The sequence below is a fragment of the Spiroplasma endosymbiont of Danaus chrysippus genome (assembly GCF_902809815.1).
Classification (GTDB): domain Bacteria; phylum Bacillota_I; class Bacilli_A; order Mycoplasmatales; family VBWQ01; genus Spiroplasma_E.
Genome location: NZ_CADDIL010000004.1, coordinates 208,823 through 232,044 on the forward strand (window position 1 = coordinate 208,823; position 23,222 = coordinate 232,044).

At 23.4% G+C, this 23,222-nt stretch carries 23 protein-coding genes and 1 pseudogene; 9 read left to right on the top strand and 15 right to left on the bottom strand.

Annotated elements, in window-relative coordinates; translation table 4 throughout:
- Nucleotides 1-83: 83 nt before the first annotated feature.
- Both SPIRDC1_RS06440 and SPIRDC1_RS06445 read right to left on the bottom strand, forming a co-directional pair.
- A complete protein-coding gene (locus SPIRDC1_RS06440) occupies nucleotides 84-311 on the bottom strand; it encodes a hypothetical protein (RefSeq protein ID WP_174481065.1) in 228 nt (75 codons plus the stop codon).
- 39 nt (nucleotides 312-350) lie between these two features.
- Nucleotides 351-1,238, bottom strand: coding sequence for a hypothetical protein (locus SPIRDC1_RS06445; protein ID WP_174481066.1), 888 nt, complete (start codon nucleotides 1,236-1,238; stop codon nucleotides 351-353).
- Nucleotides 1,239-1,477: 239 nt separating this feature from the next.
- Here SPIRDC1_RS06445 and SPIRDC1_RS06450 point away from each other — a divergent pair.
- The 3 genes and pseudogenes from SPIRDC1_RS06450 to SPIRDC1_RS06460 all read left to right on the top strand — a co-directional run.
- A pseudogene (locus SPIRDC1_RS06450) lies at nucleotides 1,478-1,759 on the top strand (transposase); the annotation flags it as partial.
- Between the two features lie 23 nt (nucleotides 1,760-1,782).
- Nucleotides 1,783-2,310, top strand: a complete 528-nt coding sequence (locus SPIRDC1_RS06455; protein ID WP_174481068.1) for a recombinase RecT — start codon at nucleotides 1,783-1,785, stop codon at nucleotides 2,308-2,310.
- Complete coding sequence (locus SPIRDC1_RS06460) at nucleotides 2,303-2,659, top strand: hypothetical protein (protein WP_174481069.1); 357 nt, start codon at nucleotides 2,303-2,305, stop codon at nucleotides 2,657-2,659. The genes SPIRDC1_RS06455 and SPIRDC1_RS06460 overlap by 8 nt, the downstream gene beginning before the upstream one ends.
- Before the next feature lie 84 nt (nucleotides 2,660-2,743).
- On the opposite strand, the gene SPIRDC1_RS06465 is transcribed toward SPIRDC1_RS06460, so the two are convergent.
- The 4 genes from SPIRDC1_RS06465 to SPIRDC1_RS06480 all read right to left on the bottom strand — a co-directional run bounded on the left by SPIRDC1_RS06465 (nucleotide 2,744) and on the right by SPIRDC1_RS06480 (nucleotide 5,421).
- Nucleotides 2,744-3,982 (bottom strand): IS256 family transposase, encoded by a 1,239-nt coding sequence (locus tag SPIRDC1_RS06465; protein ID WP_174479940.1) that lies wholly within the window; start codon nucleotides 3,980-3,982, stop codon nucleotides 2,744-2,746.
- Nucleotides 3,983-4,247: 265 nt separating this feature from the next.
- A complete protein-coding gene (locus SPIRDC1_RS06470) occupies nucleotides 4,248-5,018 on the bottom strand; it encodes an ERF family protein (protein WP_174481070.1) in 771 nt (256 codons plus the stop codon).
- The gene (locus SPIRDC1_RS06475) at nucleotides 5,011-5,199 is read right to left on the bottom strand and encodes a hypothetical protein (protein WP_174481071.1); all 189 of its coding nucleotides are present in this window, start codon (nucleotides 5,197-5,199) and stop codon (nucleotides 5,011-5,013) included. Before SPIRDC1_RS06475 ends, SPIRDC1_RS06470 begins: the two co-directional genes overlap by 8 nt.
- A 15-nt stretch (nucleotides 5,200-5,214) precedes the next feature.
- Complete coding sequence (locus SPIRDC1_RS06480) at nucleotides 5,215-5,421, bottom strand: hypothetical protein (protein ID WP_174480552.1); 207 nt, start codon at nucleotides 5,419-5,421, stop codon at nucleotides 5,215-5,217.
- A 319-nt stretch (nucleotides 5,422-5,740) separates the two neighbouring features.
- Between SPIRDC1_RS06480 and SPIRDC1_RS06485 the strand changes: the two genes are divergently transcribed.
- From SPIRDC1_RS06485 to SPIRDC1_RS10530, 3 genes are all read left to right on the top strand, one after another.
- Nucleotides 5,741-6,010, top strand: a complete 270-nt coding sequence (locus SPIRDC1_RS06485; protein ID WP_174481072.1) for a hypothetical protein — start codon at nucleotides 5,741-5,743, stop codon at nucleotides 6,008-6,010.
- A 2-nt stretch (nucleotides 6,011-6,012) separates the two neighbouring features.
- Complete coding sequence (locus SPIRDC1_RS06490) at nucleotides 6,013-6,207, top strand: hypothetical protein (RefSeq protein ID WP_174481073.1); 195 nt, start codon at nucleotides 6,013-6,015, stop codon at nucleotides 6,205-6,207.
- A gap of 624 nt (nucleotides 6,208-6,831) precedes the next feature.
- On the top strand, nucleotides 6,832-7,144 hold a 313-nt coding region (locus SPIRDC1_RS10530), incomplete at its 3' end, for a transposase (RefSeq protein WP_368668559.1).
- 104 nt (nucleotides 7,145-7,248) lie between these two features.
- On the opposite strand, the gene SPIRDC1_RS06500 is transcribed toward SPIRDC1_RS10530, so the two are convergent.
- The 3 genes from SPIRDC1_RS06500 to SPIRDC1_RS06520 form a co-directional block, all read right to left on the bottom strand.
- Nucleotides 7,249-7,479, bottom strand: a complete 231-nt coding sequence (locus SPIRDC1_RS06500) for a hypothetical protein (RefSeq protein ID WP_174481075.1) — start codon at nucleotides 7,477-7,479, stop codon at nucleotides 7,249-7,251.
- A gap of 517 nt (nucleotides 7,480-7,996) precedes the next feature.
- Nucleotides 7,997-8,419, bottom strand: coding sequence for a hypothetical protein (locus tag SPIRDC1_RS06505; protein WP_174481076.1), 423 nt, complete (start codon nucleotides 8,417-8,419; stop codon nucleotides 7,997-7,999).
- A 3,647-nt stretch (nucleotides 8,420-12,066) separates the two neighbouring features.
- Nucleotides 12,067-13,005 (bottom strand): amino acid permease, encoded by a 939-nt coding sequence (locus tag SPIRDC1_RS06520; protein WP_174481079.1) that lies wholly within the window; start codon nucleotides 13,003-13,005, stop codon nucleotides 12,067-12,069.
- A 569-nt stretch (nucleotides 13,006-13,574) separates the two neighbouring features.
- Between SPIRDC1_RS06520 and leuS the strand changes: the two genes are divergently transcribed.
- Nucleotides 13,575-16,013 carry a leucine--tRNA ligase gene (gene leuS / locus SPIRDC1_RS06525; RefSeq protein WP_174481080.1) on the top strand — a complete coding sequence of 813 codons (2,439 nt, stop codon included), beginning with the start codon at nucleotides 13,575-13,577 and terminating at the stop codon, nucleotides 16,011-16,013.
- A gap of 10 nt (nucleotides 16,014-16,023) precedes the next feature.
- Nucleotides 16,024-16,737, top strand: coding sequence for a sugar phosphate nucleotidyltransferase (locus tag SPIRDC1_RS06530; RefSeq protein WP_174481081.1), 714 nt, complete (start codon nucleotides 16,024-16,026; stop codon nucleotides 16,735-16,737).
- A gap of 1 nt (nucleotide 16,738) precedes the next feature.
- Here SPIRDC1_RS06530 and SPIRDC1_RS06535 read toward each other — a convergent pair whose 3' ends face one another.
- Entirely contained in the window at nucleotides 16,739-17,209 is a 471-nt protein-coding gene (locus SPIRDC1_RS06535) for a hypothetical protein (protein WP_174481082.1), read from the bottom strand.
- 290 nt (nucleotides 17,210-17,499) lie between these two features.
- Between SPIRDC1_RS06535 and SPIRDC1_RS06540 the strand changes: the two genes are divergently transcribed.
- Entirely contained in the window at nucleotides 17,500-17,664 is a 165-nt protein-coding gene (locus tag SPIRDC1_RS06540; protein WP_174481083.1) for a hypothetical protein, read from the top strand.
- A gap of 461 nt (nucleotides 17,665-18,125) precedes the next feature.
- Here the strand turns inward: SPIRDC1_RS06540 and SPIRDC1_RS06545 are convergent, their stop codons facing one another.
- The 5 genes from SPIRDC1_RS06545 to SPIRDC1_RS10730 all read right to left on the bottom strand — a co-directional run bounded on the left by SPIRDC1_RS06545 (nucleotide 18,126) and on the right by SPIRDC1_RS10730 (nucleotide 22,317).
- A complete protein-coding gene (locus SPIRDC1_RS06545; RefSeq protein WP_174481084.1) occupies nucleotides 18,126-19,247 on the bottom strand; it encodes a site-2 protease family protein in 1,122 nt (373 codons plus the stop codon).
- A gap of 24 nt (nucleotides 19,248-19,271) precedes the next feature.
- On the bottom strand, nucleotides 19,272-20,285 hold the full coding sequence (locus SPIRDC1_RS06550) for a phosphatidate cytidylyltransferase (RefSeq protein WP_174481085.1): 1,014 nt from the start codon (nucleotides 20,283-20,285) through the stop codon (nucleotides 19,272-19,274).
- A 34-nt stretch (nucleotides 20,286-20,319) separates the two neighbouring features.
- Nucleotides 20,320-20,862: a ribosome-recycling factor gene (locus SPIRDC1_RS06555; protein WP_174481086.1), complete on the bottom strand. Its 543-nt coding sequence runs from the start codon at nucleotides 20,860-20,862 to the stop codon at nucleotides 20,320-20,322.
- A 137-nt stretch (nucleotides 20,863-20,999) separates the two neighbouring features.
- Nucleotides 21,000-21,248, bottom strand: coding sequence for a hypothetical protein (locus tag SPIRDC1_RS06560; protein ID WP_174481087.1), 249 nt, complete (start codon nucleotides 21,246-21,248; stop codon nucleotides 21,000-21,002).
- Nucleotides 21,249-21,777: 529 nt separating this feature from the next.
- Nucleotides 21,778-22,317, bottom strand: coding sequence for a hypothetical protein (locus SPIRDC1_RS10730; protein ID WP_174481088.1), 540 nt, complete (start codon nucleotides 22,315-22,317; stop codon nucleotides 21,778-21,780).
- Nucleotides 22,318-23,222: the final 905 nt, after the last annotated feature.

The window sequence follows — 23,222 nt, forward strand, 5'->3', positions numbered from 1 at the left end:
ATTATATACTTATCTTTCTCTATAACCCTTGATAAGTATTAGAATAAATTATACATTAATATTTAAGATTGTGGGGAAATTTACTAAGTAATGGTTGTAAAAACAATTACTTCTATGAAAGATAAAAATGATAATATTAAAAATATAATACCAATAATGGTTTTTTTTTCTTTAAAATTTATTTTTTTATTTTCATTTACAGAATGACAAAATAATAATACACCAGGTATTAAAGTAAATACTAAAAAAAGAGCACCTAATATTGCTAACTTAATTCCTAAAATTGGAGTTATTATTGCTAATAATAACATAAAATTATTCCTTACTTTTTTATTTTGATTATAGCATAATTATCTTTGGTTAAAAATAATTTTTGATATATTTAATTTATAATACTTATAATATCTTATGTATTGTATTAAACCCAAAACTGCTTTTTCACTGAATATACCAAGTTCTGATTGCATAATATTTGGTAATAATTGTATTTTTCACTTAAATTCTTTATCAGATAAATCACAAAAACCTAATAATGTATCTTTTTGATTTTCAATACTTTGTGTAGTAATATTATCTTCAATTTTAGTTTGCATATAAGTACTTTGAATACTATATAAGTTATATTCATTTCTATCAATTTCTATTCCTATTTTACCATTACCATAATATCCAGAATATAATCCATGATATGTAATATTATTGTCTTCATAATGTTTTAACTTTAATGAACTATTATATGTTAATAATTCTTTTAAATTTCTTGAAAAAATAAAAGTTTGAGTTTTAGATGGTTTAAAAATTTCTGTTGTAGAACAACCATCTGATTTATGATTAATAAATTCAGCCGTTTCATATTTATAACTTAAATATACATCTATGCTTTTATAATATCTTTTTAAATCATTAAAAGTTTTGATTAATAATGTAGGGTCTAAATAATCTTTAAAATTAATATTTATTTCTAATGGTTTGATTTTAGGAAATACATTTTCTACTCATGAATTATAGTCTCATATTAATTTATCTTGTGTATGATTAAATATATTATTTTCTGGAATATTAACTTCTATACTTGGATTTTTCGGAATAATAACAATTGATTTTGCTATATTTTGTGGACTTGGAGGTAATATTTTTGCTGGATAACTAAATGTTGTTTCTTCACTTTCTTCATATTCATCATGATTTAATTTATATAAAGTAGTTCAATTAAAAGCATTACCAGTTAAATAACCCATATTATTATAACGAAATTGAGCAACTGATATTTCATTATAATCACCTTGATAAGTAAATGGATTATCACTATAAAATGTATGTCTTTCTTCACCTTGATGTAATGATTGAGTTACAATTGTATCAATAATATAAGCATAATTTGAGGGAATGTTTAGTAATCTGTGTGACTTACAAAAATAACTATGTTTAATTAATTCTAGTAAATATAATTTATATATCTAGAAAGAGTGAGTTACAGATGGCTAAAAAAGATAATCTTAATAACAATGATCCAATATCAAAAGCAGTAGATTTATTATTAGAAAATACTGAGGATTTAACAACAGTTTTTAAAGAGGGAGGCTTATATAAAGAATTAACTAAACGATTGGTAGAAAAAATGTTGAATTCTGAGATGCAAAATTATTTAGGACACGAAAGAAATCAACGCAGTAATAATGACAATGTTCGTAATGGTACAACATCAAAAAAATTAATAACTCAACAAGGTAAAATTGAAATTGATGTACCAAGAGATCGAAAGTAAATAATGCTCAATTTCAAATGGGATATAAAGGTTATATTCAATTAGCATTACGTAGTCAACAATATAAAGAAATTAATGTTAGTGATGTTAGATTAACAGAAATTAAAAAAGTAGATAGACTTAAGGGAATTGAATTTAATTGAATACAAGATGATTTAGAAAGATTGAAACAACCTATTATTGGTTATGTAGCATATTTTCAGTTAGTAAATGGTTTTGAAAAAACTTTATATATGTCAAAAGAACAAATTGAAAAACATTTTTTAAAATATTCAAAAACTTATGCAAAAAATAAAGAATTTGTTGTTAGTGATTTTGATAGTATGGCATTAAAAACTGTATTAACTCAATTATTAAGAAAATGGGGAATTATGAGTACTGAAATGCAAATTGCATATGAAAGTGACCAAGCAATTATTACTGAAAATGAAAAAATATATATTGATAATCCAAATATTAATAATGTAATTGAAAATAATACTAATTTTCAACAATTAGAAGAAAATATTAATAAATTAGATAATTTGGTATTTAAAAATGAATAATTATTTACTTTCAATTGACCCAAGTATTAAAAATACTGGATTTACTTTATGAGAAAATAAAAAACCAATATGAATTAAAAGTTATAGTTTTAACAATAAAAAATTAGACTTTATTGATTTTCAAGGCGAAATATTTTTTCAGAGAAAAAGAGATGAAGATATAGATTTAATTATTGAACGTGGTACTTTTCATAGTAAAAATGGTATTGGTTATGAAACTCAAGAACATTTACGTGGTTTTATTGCTGGACAATTTAATAAATTAATAACAAAAGATATGTTAATAAGTAATACAGAATGATGAGCATATTATGAAGAAAATTATAAAGAAATAATAGATATTCTCTAGTAGGTCAATAATTTAAATTTTTATCATATTTATATACTTTTTCGAGGCTTTTTAGTAATCTGTGTTTCTTTGTTTTACAAAGTACTAGTTCAGATTAATTCTGTCTTCAAATTTTATCATAAAATGAGCAATTGCTGTATTTCAATTTTGAATAGGCAATGTTCATTTTTTTGTGATATTTTCAATTGCTAAGTAAAAAATTTTAAAAACTGCCATATCATTAGGAAAAACTTTTTTATTTCTAATAACTTTTCGTAATTGGCTATTAACAGATTCAATAGCATTTGTAGTATAAATTACCCTTTTAATTTCTGCTGGATAACTAATAAAAACCATTAAATTTTCTCAATTTTTATATCAAGATTTAGCAATTTGTGGATATTGTTTATTTCATTTACTTTCAAATGATTCTAAAGCTTGCATTGCTTGTTCTTCACTACATGCTGTATAAATTGGCTTTAAATCGATAACTAGAGACTTTCGATGTTTGTATGAAACATATTTTAAGCTATTTCTAATTTGATGAACTATGCATAATTGATGTTCAGTTTTAGGATAAACTGATTGTATTGCCTCTGACATGCCTGTTAAATTATCACTACAAGCAATAAGAATATCATTTAAGCCTCGATTTTTCATTTCTGTAAAATTATTTAATCAGAATTTAGCACCTTCATTTTCACTAATTCATAAACCTAAAACATCTTTTTTACCTTCTAAATCAACTCCTAAAGCTATATAAACTGATTTGTTAATAATACGTTTATCCTGACGTACTTTAACTACGATACAATCAAAATAAATGATTGGATAAACACTATCTAATGGACGATTTTGCCATGCTTTGACATCATCAATGACATCATCAGTAATTTGACTAATTACGCTTTCGCTAATATCTGCGCCATCATATAACTCTTGCAACTGCATTCTAATATCTGATAAAGTCATACCTTTTGCATATAGTGAAAGAACTTGTTGATCAAAACCATCAAATCTTCTCTGTCTTTTTGTGATTATTACTGGTTCAAAATTACTATTGCGATCTCTTGGTACATCAATTTCAATTTTACCTTGTTGAGTTATTAATTTTTTTGATGTTGTACCATTACGAACATTGTCATTATTACTGCGTTGATTTCTTTCGTGTCCTAAATAATTTTGCATCTCAGAATTCAACATTTTTTCTACCAATCGTTTAGTTAATTCTTTATATAAGCCTCCCTCTTTAAAAACTGTTGTTAAATCCTCAGTATTTTCTAATAATAAATCTACTGCTTTTGATATTGGATCATTGTTATTAAGATTATCTTTTTTAGCCATCTGTAACTCACTCTTTCTAGATATATAAATTATATTTACTAGAATTAATTAAACATAGTTATTTTTGTAAGTCACACAGATTACTAAACATTCCCACTTTTTCTCATAATGTAAATCCAGTATTTTTAATACTTGGGTCAATTGAAAGTAAATAATTAGTCATTATTTATTCTCCTTATTTTTATTTAAATTCATAACTAATATTGCTAAACAATTCATACATCAATAATTAGTTAATCAAATTTTTTTATTACAATATTTACATTTATTCATAATTTCTATATTCATTTTTATTATTATTTTTTAAATTTTTAAATCTTTCACGAATTTCTTTAAATTTATCAAATAATACTTTTAAATAATTTTCACCCATTAATATTAAAAAATCTTTATTATTACTTGGATTTAATCTTTCCATATCTTCTCTTATACATTCATCAAATAAAACTGTATTTGTAATCATATATTTTTCAAAATAATCTAATTGTTTTTCACTTGGTTCTCATTTTTCATTTTGTATTTTTATATTATTATTAATATAATTATTTTGTTGTTTATTATTTTGAATTAAATTAACATTATCATTATCTGGGTCAAGTTCATCTTCACTTAATAAAAGTAAATTCATTAAAAAATATCTATAAGCATAAGTTTCTGCACTACCTTTTGCTTTTGCTATATCTGTATTTTTAGCACAAGCAAAAATATTAAAATCTTCTCTAAATTCTATATTATCTAAATCAATAATTGAATATTTTTTTTGATATGAAACTTCTATTTCTTTTGTTACATTTTGTATTTTATTATTATTTTTATCTATAAATTCTTTAATATTTTCTATTTTATTTATATTAATATTTTCTGAAATATCTGAATGTAAAATAAGTATATTTAATTCTCTACATAGTACTTTTAATTTATTAAAAATATCACTTAATAATCAATATTTATAATTACCATGAGTATTAAAACCATTTTTAGGTGTATTACCAATTTCTAATTGTAATTTAAGTATTTTTTTATATAAATTATTCATTATGATCACTCTTTCTATTTTTTTTAATTGCATTTTTAATTAAATTTTTTACAAAACTATTAATTGTAATATCTTCTTCTAAACACATCTTTTTTAATTCATAATAATCATTTTTATTTAATCTAATATGAATTTGTTTAATAATTAAATCTTCTGGTTTCTTTTTTGGGGCTGCTACCATTTCTATTCATCTCCTTTAACCTTTAAAAATTCTTTTATAATCAATAATTACTTGTTCTAATTTATTTACATCTTCATATATAAAATAATCATTACTAATTTTTAAATCCCCATCATTATCAATTTCAACTTCAAAATCTTCATATTTACTATTAAATTCTTCTTGTAATTCTTCAAATTTTTCTATTAATTTCATTGCATTTTGTAATTCTAATCTATTCATTATTTTTACACTCCTTTAAAATTTTCTAATTGTAATTCATTAATATAATATTCATATAAGTAATCTCAATTATTAGATGNGATCATTGTTATTAAGATTATCTTTTTTAGCCATCTGTAACTCACTCTTTCTAGATATATAAATTATATTTACTAGAATTAATTAAACATAGTTATTTTTGTAAGTCACACAGATTACTAAACATTCCCAAATTAACACCATTTAATGAATATAATTTTTCATTTAATCTTTATTATTGTTTAAAACATTTAGAAAATAAGTTAAATTACTTTGATATTGAAATTGAAGGAATTAAGTAATGATACATATAATTAAATGTATGGCAAAAGATTGTCAAATTAAAATTGAAATTGAATTAAAAAAAACTTGATATTTAAATGATAATAATAAAAGAATTTATACATATGCAAGAGAAAATAAATTATCTTTTTGTTCAAAACATAATGAAGAATTTACTAATGCTTTAAATGAAATGAAAGAAAATATGGCAAAAGACATTATTGAAAATATATTAAAAGAAAATATTAATAATAATGTAAATAAAGAATTAAATAAATATAAGGAGTAAATATGAATAAAGATAAAATAAATTTAATTAATAAAGATTTTTTAAGAGAACAATTATTTTCATGAGAAAAAGATATAGAAAATAGATTTGATGATTTAGTCATAGGAACATCTGAATATTTTTTAGAAGTTGGTAAATTAAGTGCTTTTAAAGATATTTTAAATTTAGTTAGAGAAACACAAATATGAGATAAATAATTAAATTATCTATATTTAATATAGAAAATATGATATAATTTTATTATATTAGTATGGTATTTATTTGAAATAATAATGAACTAAGTACATTAGTGTTGCCTTACTAATATTTTTTTTATATAAAAAAGTTACCATTTAGGTAACTTTTTAATTAGGTGCCAACCTAAGTTTAAATATAAATGAAATAAATTGATATATACAACTTACCTTTTCTAACCCCTTAGGTAAGTATTTTCATATTATACATTAATATTTAAGATTGTGGGGAAATATTATTTTGGTTAGTTTTTATTTTATTTTTTGTAACTTTTAAAATTATTCAACCTATAAAAAAAGCAATAGAAACAACAAATCACAATGATAACATTTTAATTAAAAACATTCTTCCACTACTAAAATATTTAGTCATATCATCAGTAATAATACTTACATTATCATAAAATTTATCTCAATAGATTAATGTTCCTAAATAATAAATTGATATAATTAAATAAATAAAACTAATAACTATTAATCATGTTTTTTTTTCGGGAATGTTTAGTAATCTGTGTGACTTACAAAAATAACTATGTTTAATTAATTCTAGTAAATATAATTTATATATCTAGAAAGAGTGAGTTACAGATGGCTAAAAAAGATAATCTTAATAACAATGATCCAATATCAAAAGCAGTAGATTTATTATTAGAAAATACTGAGGATTTAACAACAGTTTTTAAAGAGGGAGGCTTATATAAAGAATTAACTAAACGATTGGTAGAAAAAATGTTGAATTCTGAGATGCAAAATTATTTAGGACACGAAAGAAATCAACGCAGTAATAATGACAATGTTCGTAATGGTACAACATCAAAAAAATTAATAACTCAACAAGGTAAAATTGAAATTGATGTACCAAGAGATCGTAATAGTAATTTTGAACCAGTAATAATCACAANTTAATTTTATCCATTATTAAAAATCCTTTCATGTCAAAATTAGTGTTAATTGTATAACACAATTGTTTTTCGAATACATTCAAGTTTTTTTTAAATTAATGGTCTAGTAAAAAGGGCTAAGTAGCCCTTTAATACTTTCAATATCTTTTGTAATTGATTTTTTACCTAATTTATAATTAAAATCTTCAATTATTTTTAATGTTATTTTTTTATTATTTTGATTAATAATAGTATCTTTAATAGGAAATCATGTTTCATATTCACCAATTTCTAATAACATACCTTTAGTTGTTTCTCTAACTTTATTTTTAATATCTAAATTAACATTAATCATTACAAATCCTTTCTACGTATAAGCCTTATCACCTACAGTGATAAAAGGCTTATATACTACTAACTAAATACTTCTACTACTATACGTATAGGCTTATTGCTACTATAGGTAGCAAAAGCCTTGGGGGTAGGAGGTCTGGAGGGAGGGGGAACCAAAAAATATCAAGTTGTAAAAGAGCATGACAAAAATTACTATTTGCAAATTCCTATACAATAGCTTTTATAATTTTTATTAAATTTGGAATAATTAATTACTTTAATAAAGTATAGGTTTAATAAAATAATTAATTATAATTGTTCAACAATTAAAAATGAGAGTTTTATCTCTCATTTAATTTCTTATTAAATCTAACTAAGGTTGCAATACGTCCTGCCTTACTAATATTTTTTTTATATAAAAAAGTTACCTAAATGGTAACTTTTTAATTAGGTGCCAACCTAATCATATACAGTGAGATTATATACTTATCTTTCTCTATAACCCTTGATAAGTATTAGAATAAATTATACATTAATATTTAAGCTTGTGGGGAAATATTATTTTGGTTACTTATGTCTTTTATTTTACTTATTGTACTGAAAAAATTATTATAATTTAAACTAAATTTTTTAGTTAATCATGGAAATAAAGGAGTTATATCAAATTTAGGGTCTACTTCAAATAATAATTTATCATTTTGTAATTTTATTCTTGTTCAATGTTGTTTAACTTTTTTACTTTTAAGAAAAAAATAACCTAATTTTTCATCTGGTTTATTTATTAAATTAAAATCTATCTCTTTTAAGAGAATATTACATTTTTTATGTATTATTCCATTTTTTCAAATAATTGTTATTCATTTTTTCTTTTTTTTATTAAATTTAATCTTACTATGATTATCAATTTCATAATAAATTATATTGTTTTTTTTTCTTTTAAGATAACAAAAAATATTTTTCATAATAGTTAACAACTCCTTATTAGGGCATTATATCATAAAATAATATATTTTTATCTTGAATTTAATACAATTTTTGAAATTGTTAATGTATAATTTTCTACTTGCCTTATTATTCATTGTTCTTTGTATTCTGGAGATAATGGTTCATTAAAATATTCATGAAAAGTAGCATATAGATAAATTGGAAATATTTGTATTTTAAAATTTAATCTGCTATTATCTAAATTTTGAAAACCTAAATATGTTGTAGTAATATCACTAATACTATATTTATGAATAATTGGATTTGGTTCATTGCTTGCTGTTACAGATGTAATAGCGCTATTATCAAATAAATTATATAATTGATTAATATTATTAACTTTTTTATTAATTGTAGCCAATGCATAATATTCCATATAATTACCGGCTTGATACGGGTGTATTACATTATTACTTTTAATTTCTAAATATTTATTATCTTTATAATATCTTAAATCTTTTAAATCAAAAGGATACATTTGTGTATGATTTTTTAAAATAAAATGTTCTTTTGTATTTAAAAAATCTGCTTTTCCACCTTTATATTCGTTAGTTTTATAATCTCATGAAATATATAAATCTATTGACTTATAATATCTTTGTAAATCTTCAAAGCTATTAATTAATAATGTAGGGTCTAACTTAGATTTTATATCTAAATTAATTTCCAATGGTTTAATTTTTAAACCAACATTATTAATTCATTTGTCTTCATTATAAATTAATTGATTATTTTCATTTACAACAAATAAATTTTTTATTGGTAAATCAGCACTATATGTAGGATTATCCGGAATAAATAATAATGTTTTGGCTATATTTTGTGGACTTGGTGGTAATATTTTTGCTGGATAACTAAATGTTGTTTCTTCTGTTTCACTATATTCATCATGATTTAATTTATATAAAGTAGTTCAATTAAAAGCATTACCAGTTAAATATCCCATATTATTATATCTAAACTGAGCAATTGATATTTCATTATAATCACCTTGATAAGTAAAAGGATTATCACTATAAAATGTATGTCTTTCTTCACCTTGATGTAAACTTTGTGTAACAATTGTATCAATAATATAAGCATAATTTGACCCATCAATAACTCCATTACTTGTCGGATTTCATTGACATTCAGTATCTTCATTAGTTAATGGTGAAGCAATATCTAAAAATTCTGTATCTTCTGCCATTATATATACTTTATCATCTATTATATGATTAAAAATTTCTTTTGTTTTCTTTTGTGATAAATCAACTGTACTTATTTGTTCTTTTACTTCTAACTTTTTACCAGTTTTAGCATCTCATGGATAAACACTTACTCTATCACTTAATTTCATTGTCATAGCAGTTGTTGAAACATGTGAACCTAACATTTTACCTAATGCAAACTCACTTGAATTACTAAATACATTTAAAGGAATAAATCAATTATTATCATTATTACCAATAATACTTGATAAATTTGAAGCAAAAAATGCACTCATAAATCCATTAAAAAATGGCATATTTTTATATTGTTGAGAATTTTGAGTAATAATAAATCCTACTGGAATACCTAATGTTAAAGCATTTAATAATTTACCTACTAATGGAATTGAACTTAAAGCAAATGGTAATCATTGTACACTATCATAAGGCATTTGAATTAATGAACTAAATACTACACTATTAAAATTTAATATTGCTGACATATATTTTTGTGATATTTTTTTATAATCAACAGTTGGTGAACCAATAACTAATCCAGTATCTGGGTCTTTATATTTAAAATTACTACTCATATCAACATTATATTCACCTTGTAAATTATTTATATTTCATTCACTATCTCAAAAGAATTTTGCTTTACCAATAGCATCACCATTACTTTTAATTGCTAATTCTTTATTACATGTTAATATTCCTTGAAAATCTTTTTGAGCTAACATATCAAATTTTCTTGCTTCTAAAAATTTTTGTCATGTATCATAATGAGTAAATCCAGTTGGTTTTGCGTCCATAATATTATAAAATGTAGTTTCTGGATGACTACTTGTTGTTATTTTATCATTTATTCCAGCAAGTAAACCACCATTATTTTTAACTTCAGTTGTAGATTTTTCATTATTACCAGCAATAAATAATCTTCTTGAAGCAAATACTTTACTTTCAAATATTTCTTCATTATTTTGTTGTATTGGTTCTTGACCTTGAATTATTGGTCTTCCATAATAATAACAACTTGTTAATAATTCTAATCCATAACTTTGTCTATGACTATATCTTACTCCAATATCACGCATTAAAGTACGATTTAAAGTTACTTTTCCTTGTTGAATAGTTGGGAAAGCATAACCACTACCTGGGCTTGCATATTGTACAAAATCAAGTGTATTTTGACCACTAGAAACTACTCTATCATTTAAACTACTAAAAGTTAATACTTGCATACTAAATGCACCATTATAAGGACTATAATAATTTGTTACATTTGAAATATATAATAATTGTCTATCTTGATTTTTACCACTATTACCACCAATATTTTCATTTTCATCATTAAATACACAAAAAAATTGTAAATAATCATCAATTGTAATATGTTCTTCAAACATTACTAAAGTATATTGTCTTTTTGTTTGTACTGTTTTAAATATTTGATTATTTGGTAAATTACTAAAATCAACACCACTTGTATCATCAANATCAATCACAAACATATCCATATGGGTTTGTATAATCTAAATGTTCAGCAATATCATAATCATCTTCAAATTTTCTAATATCGTGTTGTTCTGATTCTAATTCTGTTTTAAAGTAATAAAGCATATTGATTTTGTCATCTTCATATAATTCATTACATTCAACACATCTTTTTCTTCTTTTTTTAATTTTTTTATCAATCTTTCTTAGTGCTTCATAATCAAGAATTTCTATTGTCATAATAATCCTTTCCTAATATGTCCTGTTGCTTCCTAGCATAAAGGACATATATTTTTATTTTTAAATTATTAATACTATTTTTATTAGTTTTATTCATTCCACAAATCGTGGGCTCAAAAATAAATTGTGAAATTTTAAAAAACATTGAGGCATTCGATTCAATATTTATTTAATTTGCATTTAGCAAATTAATATTTTAATTGAACCGGCACCGCTCAATTTTTTTTACAAGTTTGAAATTTATTTTCTCGCCCAAAAAATTTTTCAAAAAAAATAAAAAATAAAACCAACACTTGCTCACTTGATAGTGGCAAGGTTGGTTAAATAAAGAATAGAATTAATACAATAGGTTCCTACAACAGGTCTATATATACTAGTTTCCAATTCGCTCCCACCCCAAGAATTACCATTAAATGGTTAGTATATTTTATTAGGTATCACTCCACTTTTTATTTATCCATGCAAGTCCACATGCTAGCTACTATTTTTAACAACTGTGTTGTAGTTCACTTTTTTAGTTCCCTAACACGTGTTGATAATAGAGTTAAAGACGGTTATTAAAAATTTTAAAATTTTACAATTACAAAAAAAGACAAGATTTTTATTCTCGTCTTTTATAATTTATTTTTAATTCAAGGGTAAAAAAAAGAAAGGCGCTATTTTTAAAACTTTTTAGTTATTGACATCTTCGACACGCTCCCTTATTTTTTATAATAACCCATAACACAAGTTGCTGTTATAACAAAAAGATAAACAAAGATTGTTATATTAGTTGTAAATCCCAACATTTGGTTGTAATTAAAACTAATTCCAATTAAATCCGGAATTATTAGCATAATAATACAAACTATAATTGTAATTATAAAATTAATAGTATTACCATACATTGCAATATTTTCTTTATTTAATTTGGCTATTTTTTCACTAATGTATCCTTCTTTCGCTAATGGTTGTAGCATAGCTCCAGAATATAGCGCTACTTGTATTACACCATTCAATTTAATTGATAAAGTACAAATAACTAGTAAAATGATACCTGTTGTACCAGCAATCCCAGCAATAACATTATTTGGATTATAATTATTACCACCATTTGCTCATCCGTTATTACCATTAGGTGCTTGTGAACTGATGGCACCAATAACTAAAATTGTAATAATTAAATAAAAAATAGTTGTCAAAAATAAGACAATAATTGTTCCCCTACCTAAATTTTTATTAGGATTTTTAACATTTTTTCCAATAACAGTAAAGGTCTCAAAACCAAGGAAAAAGTAGAAAAAATTGCTAAAAGCATTATTAAAAATATTAATTGTAAAATGAAGATGTTTAGTACCAACAAATGCTTGTTGATAAACTATAGTGCCATTTTTGATTACCAGAATAATGGCACAAATAATCAAAAAACAAGTTGACAGTCATTTAATGATTCCTGAAATATTAACAAATCAACGAAAACCTCTTAATCCAAAATAGATACAACTTGTAACCAAACAATAAACTATAATTCCTAAACTATCAATAAATAAATTAGATCATCTATCAGGTAATCATGAAAAAAATGATAATTGGTTTAAGTTAATTCTAAACATTGAAATAATACCACCAATAACAGTAGATGGTAAAATGATATATTGCATAAAGCCGATTATTCATCCTCAAAAACGACCAAAAGTTGCCCTAACATAAATATATGCTCCAACCATTATTACCAGCATAAACTTTACTACATTTTAAAAAAGCACATGCACTAATACTAGCAATTATAGCGCCTAAAATCATAATTCAGATTAGATGTAATCCAACTCCGCCATTATTTCAATAATATATTCCTATAAAAGACATAGGAAAAGCTATTGTGCAAGTATAATTAAATCCAAAGTCACATCAGTTCTCCTAAGCCTATTTTTTGCTGCTTTGTTTTTTGTTTTAAAGACTTATTTAAAACTTTTTGTGTGTTCATAGAATCCTCCTTTGAATTTATTTAATATTAACGATAATTATATAGTATATTTTATTTGAAATACAATAAAAACTATTTCATTTTTGTAGAAAATAAATATTAGTAAATAGTTTAATAACATTGATTGATAATTAACAAAATATTTAAAATATAATTTAATCAATAAGTAAACATTGCAACTTGTTAAATGATTATGATATTATGGTTTTATGATTACTTTACCTGAACATATTAAAGGAGAAAAACATGAGTTATAATCACCAACAAATAGAAAAAAAATGACAGCAGTATTGATTAAAAAATGAAACTTTTAAAACAAACATTGATGATAATAAAAAACCAAAATCATATATTCTTGATATGTTCCCTTATCCTTCAGGATCAGGTTTACATGTTGGTCATCCTAAAGGTTATTGTGCTACTGATGTTATTTCACGAGTTAAAATAATGAATGGTTTTAATGTTTTACATCCAATTGGTTGAGATGCTTTTGGTTTACCAGCCGAGCAATATGCCTTAAATACAGGTAATAATCCAGAGACATTTACTAAACAAAACATTAATAATTTTCGTAAACAATTACAAAGTATTGGTCTAAGTTTTGATTATAATAAAGAAGTTAATACTACAGATCCTCAATATTATAAGTGAACACAATGAATTTTCATTAAACTTTATGAACAAGGGTTAGCTGAAATTAAAGATGTTGAAGTTAATTTTTGTGAACAGTTAGGAACTGTTTTAGCTAATGAAGAAATAATTAACATTAATGGTCATATGGTTTCTGAACGTGGTAATTTCCCAGTTATTAAAAAACCAATGCGTCAGTGGGTTTTAAAAATTACTAAGTATGCTGAAAAATTATTAAAAGGATTAGATGATTTAGATTGACCAAATAGTGTTAAGGAATTACAACGTAATTGAATTGGTAAAAGTGTTGGAACACTAGTTGATTTTATAGTTGAAAATAATAAATGTAAGGTTTCTATTTTTACTTCAAGGGTTGATACTATTTTTGGTGTTTCATTTTTAGTACTTGCCCCTGAACATCCATTAATTCATGATTTAACAACTAGTGAATATTCGCAAGCAGTTACTCAATACTGTTTAGCTGCTAAAACTAAAACAGATTTAATGCGTCAAGGAGATGATACTTTAAAATCTGGTGTTTTTACTGGAAGTTATGCTATTCATCCTTTTACTAAAAGTAAATTACCAATTTGAGTTGGTGATTATGTTTTAAATCATTATGGGACAGGAGCAATTATGGGTGTTCCTGCACATGATAGTCGTGATTTTATTTTTGCTAAAAATAAAAAGTTACCAATCAATTTTATTATGAAAACTAATAATAAAAATGAACCATTTTTGGATACTAGTGAATATATTAACTCTGATTTTATTAATGGTAAGGATTTAGAAACAGCTACTAATTTAATTATTAAAAAATTACTAACTTTAAAACAAGGAAAAGTACATACTGCATATAAGTTACGAGATTGACTTTTTTCTCGTCAACGTTATTGAGGTGAACCTTTTCCGATAATTTATTGAGAAGATGGTACAATCTCAACAGTAGATGAACAACAATTACCAGTATTATTACCAAAAATGACTAATATTAAGCCATCTAATTCGGGGAATGCACCTTTAACTAATGCACCAAATTCCTGATTACATGTAACTAGAAAAGATGGTGTAAAAGGAAAAAGAGAAATTAATACAATGCCACAATGAGCAGGTAGTTGTTGATATTATTTAGCATATATTTTAAAAAATGATGATGGTACTTATTGTGATTTTAATAGTGCTATTGCGCAAAAACGTTTTAACTATTGATTACCGGTTGATTTATATATTGGTGGTCAAGAACATGCTGTTTTACATTTATTGTATGCTCGTTTCTGACATTTAGTGCTATATGATTTAAAGTTAGTTAATGTTAAAGAGCCATTTTTAAAATTGGTAAATCAGGGTATGATTCTTGGTGAAAATAATGAAAAAATGTCTAAATCATGCGGTAATGTTGTTAATCCAGATGATATTATTAATGAATATGGTGCTGATACTTTGCGAATATATGAAATGTTTATGGGACCATTAACAGCATCTTTACCGTGATTAAATAGTGGTTTAGTTGGTTGTTATAAGTTTTTAATGCGTATTTATCGTCTTGTTAATAAAGATGAGTATAAAATAAAAATTACTACTAAGAATGATAAATCATTAGATACAATTTATCATCAAACTGTAAAAAAAGTAACTAATGATATTAATGATTTAAATTTTAATACTGCTATTGCACAACTTATGATTTTTATCAATGCTTGTTATAAAGCACCAACTATTTATCAACAATATTTAGTTAATTTTTTAAAATTATTAAATCCATTTGCTCCACATATTGCTGAAGAATTATGATTTCAATTTGGTAATAAAGAAAGTATTAATAAAAGTCAGTTTCCAAGTTATGATGAAAAATTTTTGATTACTAGTGAAGTTACTATTGCTATTCAGATTAATGGTAAAACGAAAATAACTTTAGTAGTAAAAGAAAATTTAAATAATCAAGAACTTTTAAAAGTAGTTAATAATGAAGAAAAAGTAAAACATTGATTGCAAGATAAAACAATTATTAAGACAATTTGTATACCAAATAAGATTGTTAATTTTGTTGTTAAGTAAAGGAGGAATAATGAAAGTTGCTATTATTTTTGCAGCAGGAATTGGCAGTAGATTACAACCTATCTCAAATAATGTTCATAAATCGTTAATTAAATTTAAAGGTTTAACTTTAATTGAACATATAATTAATCATTTAATTGAAATACATGATTTAAAAAAAATTATTGTCATTACTGGTCATTTAAAAGATGAATTTAATTTTCTTACTCATAAATATTCAAAATTAATCTTAATAAATAATCAACATTTCCTTGATTATAATAGTGGTTATGCTTTGACATTAGTATCATCATATTTTAATGGTCAAGATGATATTTTTATTATTTCTGGTGATATGATTAGTACAAAAAATATTTTTTTAAATAATTTTTCAACTAATATGATGGCCGCTATTAATCGTGATCATGATAATATCAAAGAAGATTGAAGTTATAAATTAAACAAGAATGGTAATATTATTGATATTATTAAAAGTAAAAAAAAGGATAGTTTCTTGGCGGGAGAATGAAGTTATATTACTAAAAAATGAGCAAAAGTTCTTGGTGAAGATTTAATAAATGCACAACAAGAACTTGTATTGCAAACAACAATGGTTGGTAAATATTTAATTAGTAATAGTATTAAACATAATTTTGAATTAAAACCTTATGTTTTATCATTTGATTGCCATTGGGATGTTGATAATATTATTGATTTAGAACGAACTAATAAATATTTTAAATAATTTAAGTAGTTAATTTTTTTCCAGAAGTTGTTTTTGAAAATAATGGAATTTCTTCACGATTACAACTATGTGCAACATTTTGGAATGGATTAGTAGCATTACCATTTAAATTTAGTGCTTCTGCTACTGATTCATTTTCTGGATCTAGTGCATCTACTTCTTTAAAACTAACTTGTCCATTACTATTTGTAGAAACATTATTTTTTTGATTAACATTATCTTTATTTTTAATAATATTAACTGACTGATTTAGTTTAGGCTTTTTAGTTCGATTATTAAATAGTGAAACTAAAAGTTTTTTTAGTCATATGTATGGAAAAAAAGAAATATAAGTGACATCTTTTGCAATTTTTACAATTCAATTTCTACTACCACCACCAGAAGAAGTATTTGCTTTTTCTTTTTTATCTTTTTCACCTTGTAATTTATCAAAAATTTCTTTACTTGGTTGTTGCTGTTGTTGCGCTGACATAATTTTCACATCCTTTTTTATTTAAAAATAATTAGGTTCCACTTATCTAATAAAAAAGAATAAGTCGAACCTAATGGTCTTTAATAATTTAGTTTATTATGATGTTAGTATAACATATTTTCAATTTTTAAGCATAATAATTAAAAAAATAACATCCTTACTTTTGAGTTAATAAATCATAATTTTATTTAAAAATATTTATTTTATCTTTTAATTTTTATGAAAAATTTTATACTGTATTTTGGATATTTTTAAAAATAAATATTTAAAAGAAAGGGAGAAAAAATATTATGAATGAAAAAGAAAAAGCAGCAAAATTATTACATGATGTAGAACAAGAAAGTAGAAAACTTGATTTATTACTTGCAAAAGCTAAAAAACAAGAAGAGACATTAAAAAAAATTGAAGAAGAAAAACAAATAAACAAACATAAATCAAGAAATCCGAAAATTTAAATGTACATTATTTAATTTTAGATAAAAACTCATGTAATAAAATTGTAATTTTATATAGTTTTAATACATTTTTAAATTTATTATTTTTTTATTTTTAAAAAGAAATATATTGAAATTAAAGGTTATTCAGAAAAATTAAATAACATTTATAAATTAAAAAAATATCCATAAATTAAAATATTTAAAAGCTTAGATTAATACCTTAACAGAAAATGCAATGATAGCTATTCAGAAATTTGTTGAAGAAAAAATAATTCTCTTAGGAGCAAATAATCGATATAAATTTTAGTTTTTATACTTATAGATTTATTTCAAAATAAAATAAAAAGTGAACAATATTGTTTACTTAAAATAGTAACTATTTTATTTTTTAAAATATAAATAATTAAGAAAATTGCTCAAAACTTTTTCATTCAAATTTATTATCCTATTTATAATAGGATTTTATTATAAAGTAAAGATTAAAAAAATATATCTTTAATAGTAATAGCAATAAAGATAACTAAAAATAATATAGCTCCAGCAATACTGACAATAATTTTATATTTTTCATTTAATTTTTTTCTTGTTATCGCTTCAACTGCATTTTCAACAAATTTATAACCATCCAATGGCGGAATTGGTAACATATTTAATAAAAATAAATTAGATGATAATAATGCTGCTCAACGAAAATATGTACTTGCTGCTTGTGTTGATGATAAATCAGGATTTAAAAAACTATTAGTTGATTTAACAATGCCAACAGGTCCTGATAAATTTTGTCAATGAAAAGTAACTAATTGTCCTAATGCTTGTAAAAGACTGTAACTATCTTTAAAAGTATCAATGATACCATTACTAATAACTTGCCCTGCATTTAAATAATAACTACCTTGACTAACACCAATGAATAGTACCCCTTTTTGTTTTACAGGTTTAAAAATAACAGTTTTATCGTCTTTATTATCAAAAGTAATTTTGTAATCAGCAATAACTGTACCATTAGTAGTCTTTTTATTATATTTACTTAATCATGTTTGTAAATCATAATATGATTTAATTGATTGTTTAGATTCAATATCACCAGTATTATAAATACTAGTAATAGCATCAGTATCTAAAATTGGTAAACTTGGATTATCTTTATTATATTTTTGAACAGCTTCATATAATGGTCCTGTTGTTGCATAGGTTGGTGGCAAGTTAGGATCATATTTATGTGGATAAATTGCATATCCAATCATTAATAAAATAAAAGCTAATAATAAATTCATTAGTGCACCTGCACTAATGAAAGCTGCTTTTTTACCACGTTGCAAGTTTTCCATCATTCGTTTACTATCAATTACTTCATCTTCTCATCCTTTAGGAGCATCAGCAATTTCTGAAGCAATAGAAACATAACCACCCAATGGTAATAGTCTTAAAGTATAACGTGTTTCTTTTTTACCTCACTGCAAAAGTTTTGGTCCCATACCAATAGCAAATTCATATACATATGCTCCTGATAATTTAGCAATTACAAAATGAGCAAATTCATGCAAGGTAATTAAAAATAATATTGTAAATAAACCAATTAAAATGGCTAAAAATATATACATAACTTCATCCTTAAATTTTATATATTAAGTAATAGCTGCTAGAGTAATTAGAGAACCAAAAATAACTACTGTTGAAAATGAATCTAAACGATCTAATAATCCTCCATGTCCAGGTAAAATATTTGAAAAATCCTTAACATGATAATTACGTTTCAAATAAGAAAATAATAAATCACCCATTTGACTAGCAATTGAAAGAATAAAACTAGTAGCAAAATAAGCAATATAGATTGGTGCTTTACTATTAACTTCTAAAAAAGGTAAGGGATTATAATTACTTGTTTCTAAAAAAACAGTTACTGTTATCATACTTAAAATAATTGCTGTTATTAAACCAGTAATAGCACCTTCTCAAGTTTTATTTGGTGATACACTTGGTGCCATTTTTGTTTTACCATAAATTATACCACCAATAAAAGCACCAACATCATTAGACATAACAATAATGAATAAAAACAATAATGTTGGTCATCCTAGTTTTGAAAGTTTAATTTCTGATAACATTAAAAAATTAACAGCTTTAACAACAAACACTAAATAAATAATTCAAGTAAAAATAAAAATAACATCACTTAATTGAAAATTTTTACTTCGTCAAGCAATTAAAATAAAAATACAAATGAAAAATAATAAAATTAATAAAGTCATTCAAGTTTCAAATCAATAATGATTATAAATATATGGACCAAAAGTTTCTTTACCAAGCGGAACTCATAAAAGTATGACTCCTGTTAAAATTATAGAAATTTTAAGTACAATTGATCAATTTGATTCTTTTTTTAAATTAATAATTTCTCATAAACAACCAATAAAAATTAAATTATTAATTATCATAAATGTATAGGCTGATCACTGTGGTTTATTACCAAAAATTGATTCTAAATAAACTGCCCCAATAAACATTCATAATACACCACAAGCAATTAACATAAAGCTTGTAAGAATACGGTTTCGATAGGTTCTAAAAAAATTACTAAGTTTTGCAAAAAAAGAAACTTTAGATTTTATATTTTCTTTATTTATTATCTTTTTTTTCACAATATTTAACCCCTAACTATTTATTGCTTTATTGCTAAATTTTCATTAAATCGGCTTTTTTATTGTTTTCTATTAATACAAGTTCTTTAATTTTACTATCAGTTAAATCTTGAATTGTAGTTTCTGCATGCTTTTCTTGATCTTCTGGTAATTTTATTTTTTTCAGATTTTGAACAGCATCACGTCGACAATTACGGATTTTAACTTTATATTCTTCAGTTTTTTTACTCAAATCTTTAACTAAAGTTTTACGAACGTCTTCTGTTAATTGTGGGAAAATTAAACGTATATTTTCTGCTTCGCTTTTAATTTGTAATTTCAAATCAGCTTTTGTAACAGCTTCTGTAACGTCTTTAATTAAACTACGATCATATGGTTTAATTAATAATTGATGTGCTTCTGCTACTTTAACTTGGGCAATATTACTTAAACTATCAACACCACCATAACATCTAACATTAATTCCTTCTAAGATATTAGGATTAGCTCTTCCGGTGCGAATTTTGTTAATTTCATTTTTATAACGTAAAATTATTTCATTCATCAGATTTGTGGCTTCTAAAATAATAACTTCCATATTTGTTTTCCTCCTAGTTAATAATTTTAAGTTGTTTTTAAATCAAACTATAAAAATTATATAATAATTTTTATTAAAACCAATGGAAAACTATTTAAAAAAATAAAAAAACATCATTAATTAATGATGTTTTTTTATTAATATCTTTGGATTTTATTTTCATCATTGTTTAAATCAACTAATATAAAAATACCACCAATAATACCTAATGCAGCACCAAAGATAATTCCTAATATTGCTAAAGCAATTTTTTGATCAGTAGTCGCTTCACCTTTACTTACTTTTTTGTATAAAATAAAACCAGGTATTGTTCATAATAAAGGAATTACAAATATTGATTCTAAAATAAAAACAATAAATATTAATATATTTCCTGCTTTTAACATTTTTTTCTCCTTCTTTAATTTTTATAATTAATAATATCACTTAATAAAATTGAAAGATACAATTGTGTCCTCATTTAAAGTTTAATTTTTTAACTTATAAATGTTATCACTTTAATTACTATCGATTTCAAATGTCTAATTCTAAATTATTTTTCACTTATATTAATAGTAACAAAAAAATATGATAATTAACAACAACTCTCATTATATTTTTTAAAATATTTAATGATTTAAACAGTTGATGGTATACCACAGTCTATTCTAGGTAAAAGATGAACATCACCAAAATATATTGCTAAATAAACTTTTAAATTTCTAAAATTTCCTGTTACTAATGGATCATCAGCAACTCTAGCATGAAACTGGGTACTAACATTTGTATTTAATAGTTGAACTAGAGAATCAAATTGTTTTTGTTTACTTTCTGATTTTATTACTAATTTAAAATCAGTAACAGATTCACCTTGTTTAAATCCTTGCGCAACAGTTAATTTTAAACCATTTTTATCACTAATAAGTTCAGTAATAACTATTTTTGAAATGTATAACCCATCATTTTTAGCAGTATTGATAGTATAAGATCACTATCATCATCTTTACTTATAATATCAATTTGACAAGTACCAACAAGAACTTTAAAATCAGTTCCTGTATTATTTTCTTCAGTTTTACCTGCTTCAGTACTTGTAATTTTTGCAGATAAGGTAGTGATTTTTTTAACATCATCAGGTGAATATTCTTCATTTTCACTACCACTTGTAATTCCTAATTCTTTCAAAAATGCTGCAGCATCAGCATCTTTTGCTTGATTTGGATTTCTAATTTCGTTTGCGTTTAATAAACTGTTTTTAAAATTAGTCATCGTAATTTTTGTGTCATCAGCCTCAATTGAATACTTCTCTTTACCAGTAGTATCATCCTTCTTTAATTCTTGATTAATTAAACTTGTATTTTCATCACTATATCATCCTAATAATTTTGCATATTTACCATTTAATATTGGTGCTTTTGTTTCAAAGTCACAGGCAACAATTGAACTTGCTGCAGATGAGCTACTAGAAATGGACATTTAGAAATACAAAAAATAATTAATGAATCAAATTCTTGAAAAGAACAAATAAATTCTACAGATTTACAAAATCATCTTTTGACAAATAAATGCAATAAATCAAATTTTCTCTAAGAAAATAATTTAAAAAGTGATAATATTATTATCACTTTTATTATTAATAATTTTTAATATGGTGGTTAGCCCTAAATACTGGACCACTTTTGGATAGACAGTTTTAAATTTTTATTTGTGAAATTGGTGGTTTTAGAAATTTAGAATGTATTCTTTCGTAATTATAAAACATAATATATTGGTTTAAAACAAATTGTTAAAGATAAACCACAATCTATTCTTATTGATTATGGTGAATATAAATTACAATGCCCAAAATGAATGGTTAAAAATAATAGTTTTATTGCTGATGATAAATATACATATTGAGTTTTAATTTAGAAGGACGTATTGCAACCTTAGTTAGATTTAATAAGAAATTAAATGAGAGATAAAACTCTCATTTTTAATTGTTGAACAATTATAATTAATTATTTTATTAAACCTATACTTTATTAAAGTAATTAATTATTAAAAATCCTTTCATGTCAAAATTAGTGTTAATTGTATAACACAATTGTTTTTCGAATACATTCAAGTTTTTTTTAAATTAATGGTCTAGTAAAAAGGGCTAAGTAGCAAGTAGCAAGTAGCATTTGCTAAATGCAAATTAAATAAATATTGAATCGAATGCCTCAATGTTTTTTAAAATTTCACAATTTATTTTTGAGCCCACGATTTGTGGAATGAATAAAAATAATAAAAGTAGTATTAATAATTTAAAAATAAAAATATATGTCCTTTATGCTAGGAAGCAACAGGACATATTAGGAAAGGATTATTATGACAATAGAAATTCTTGATTATGAAGC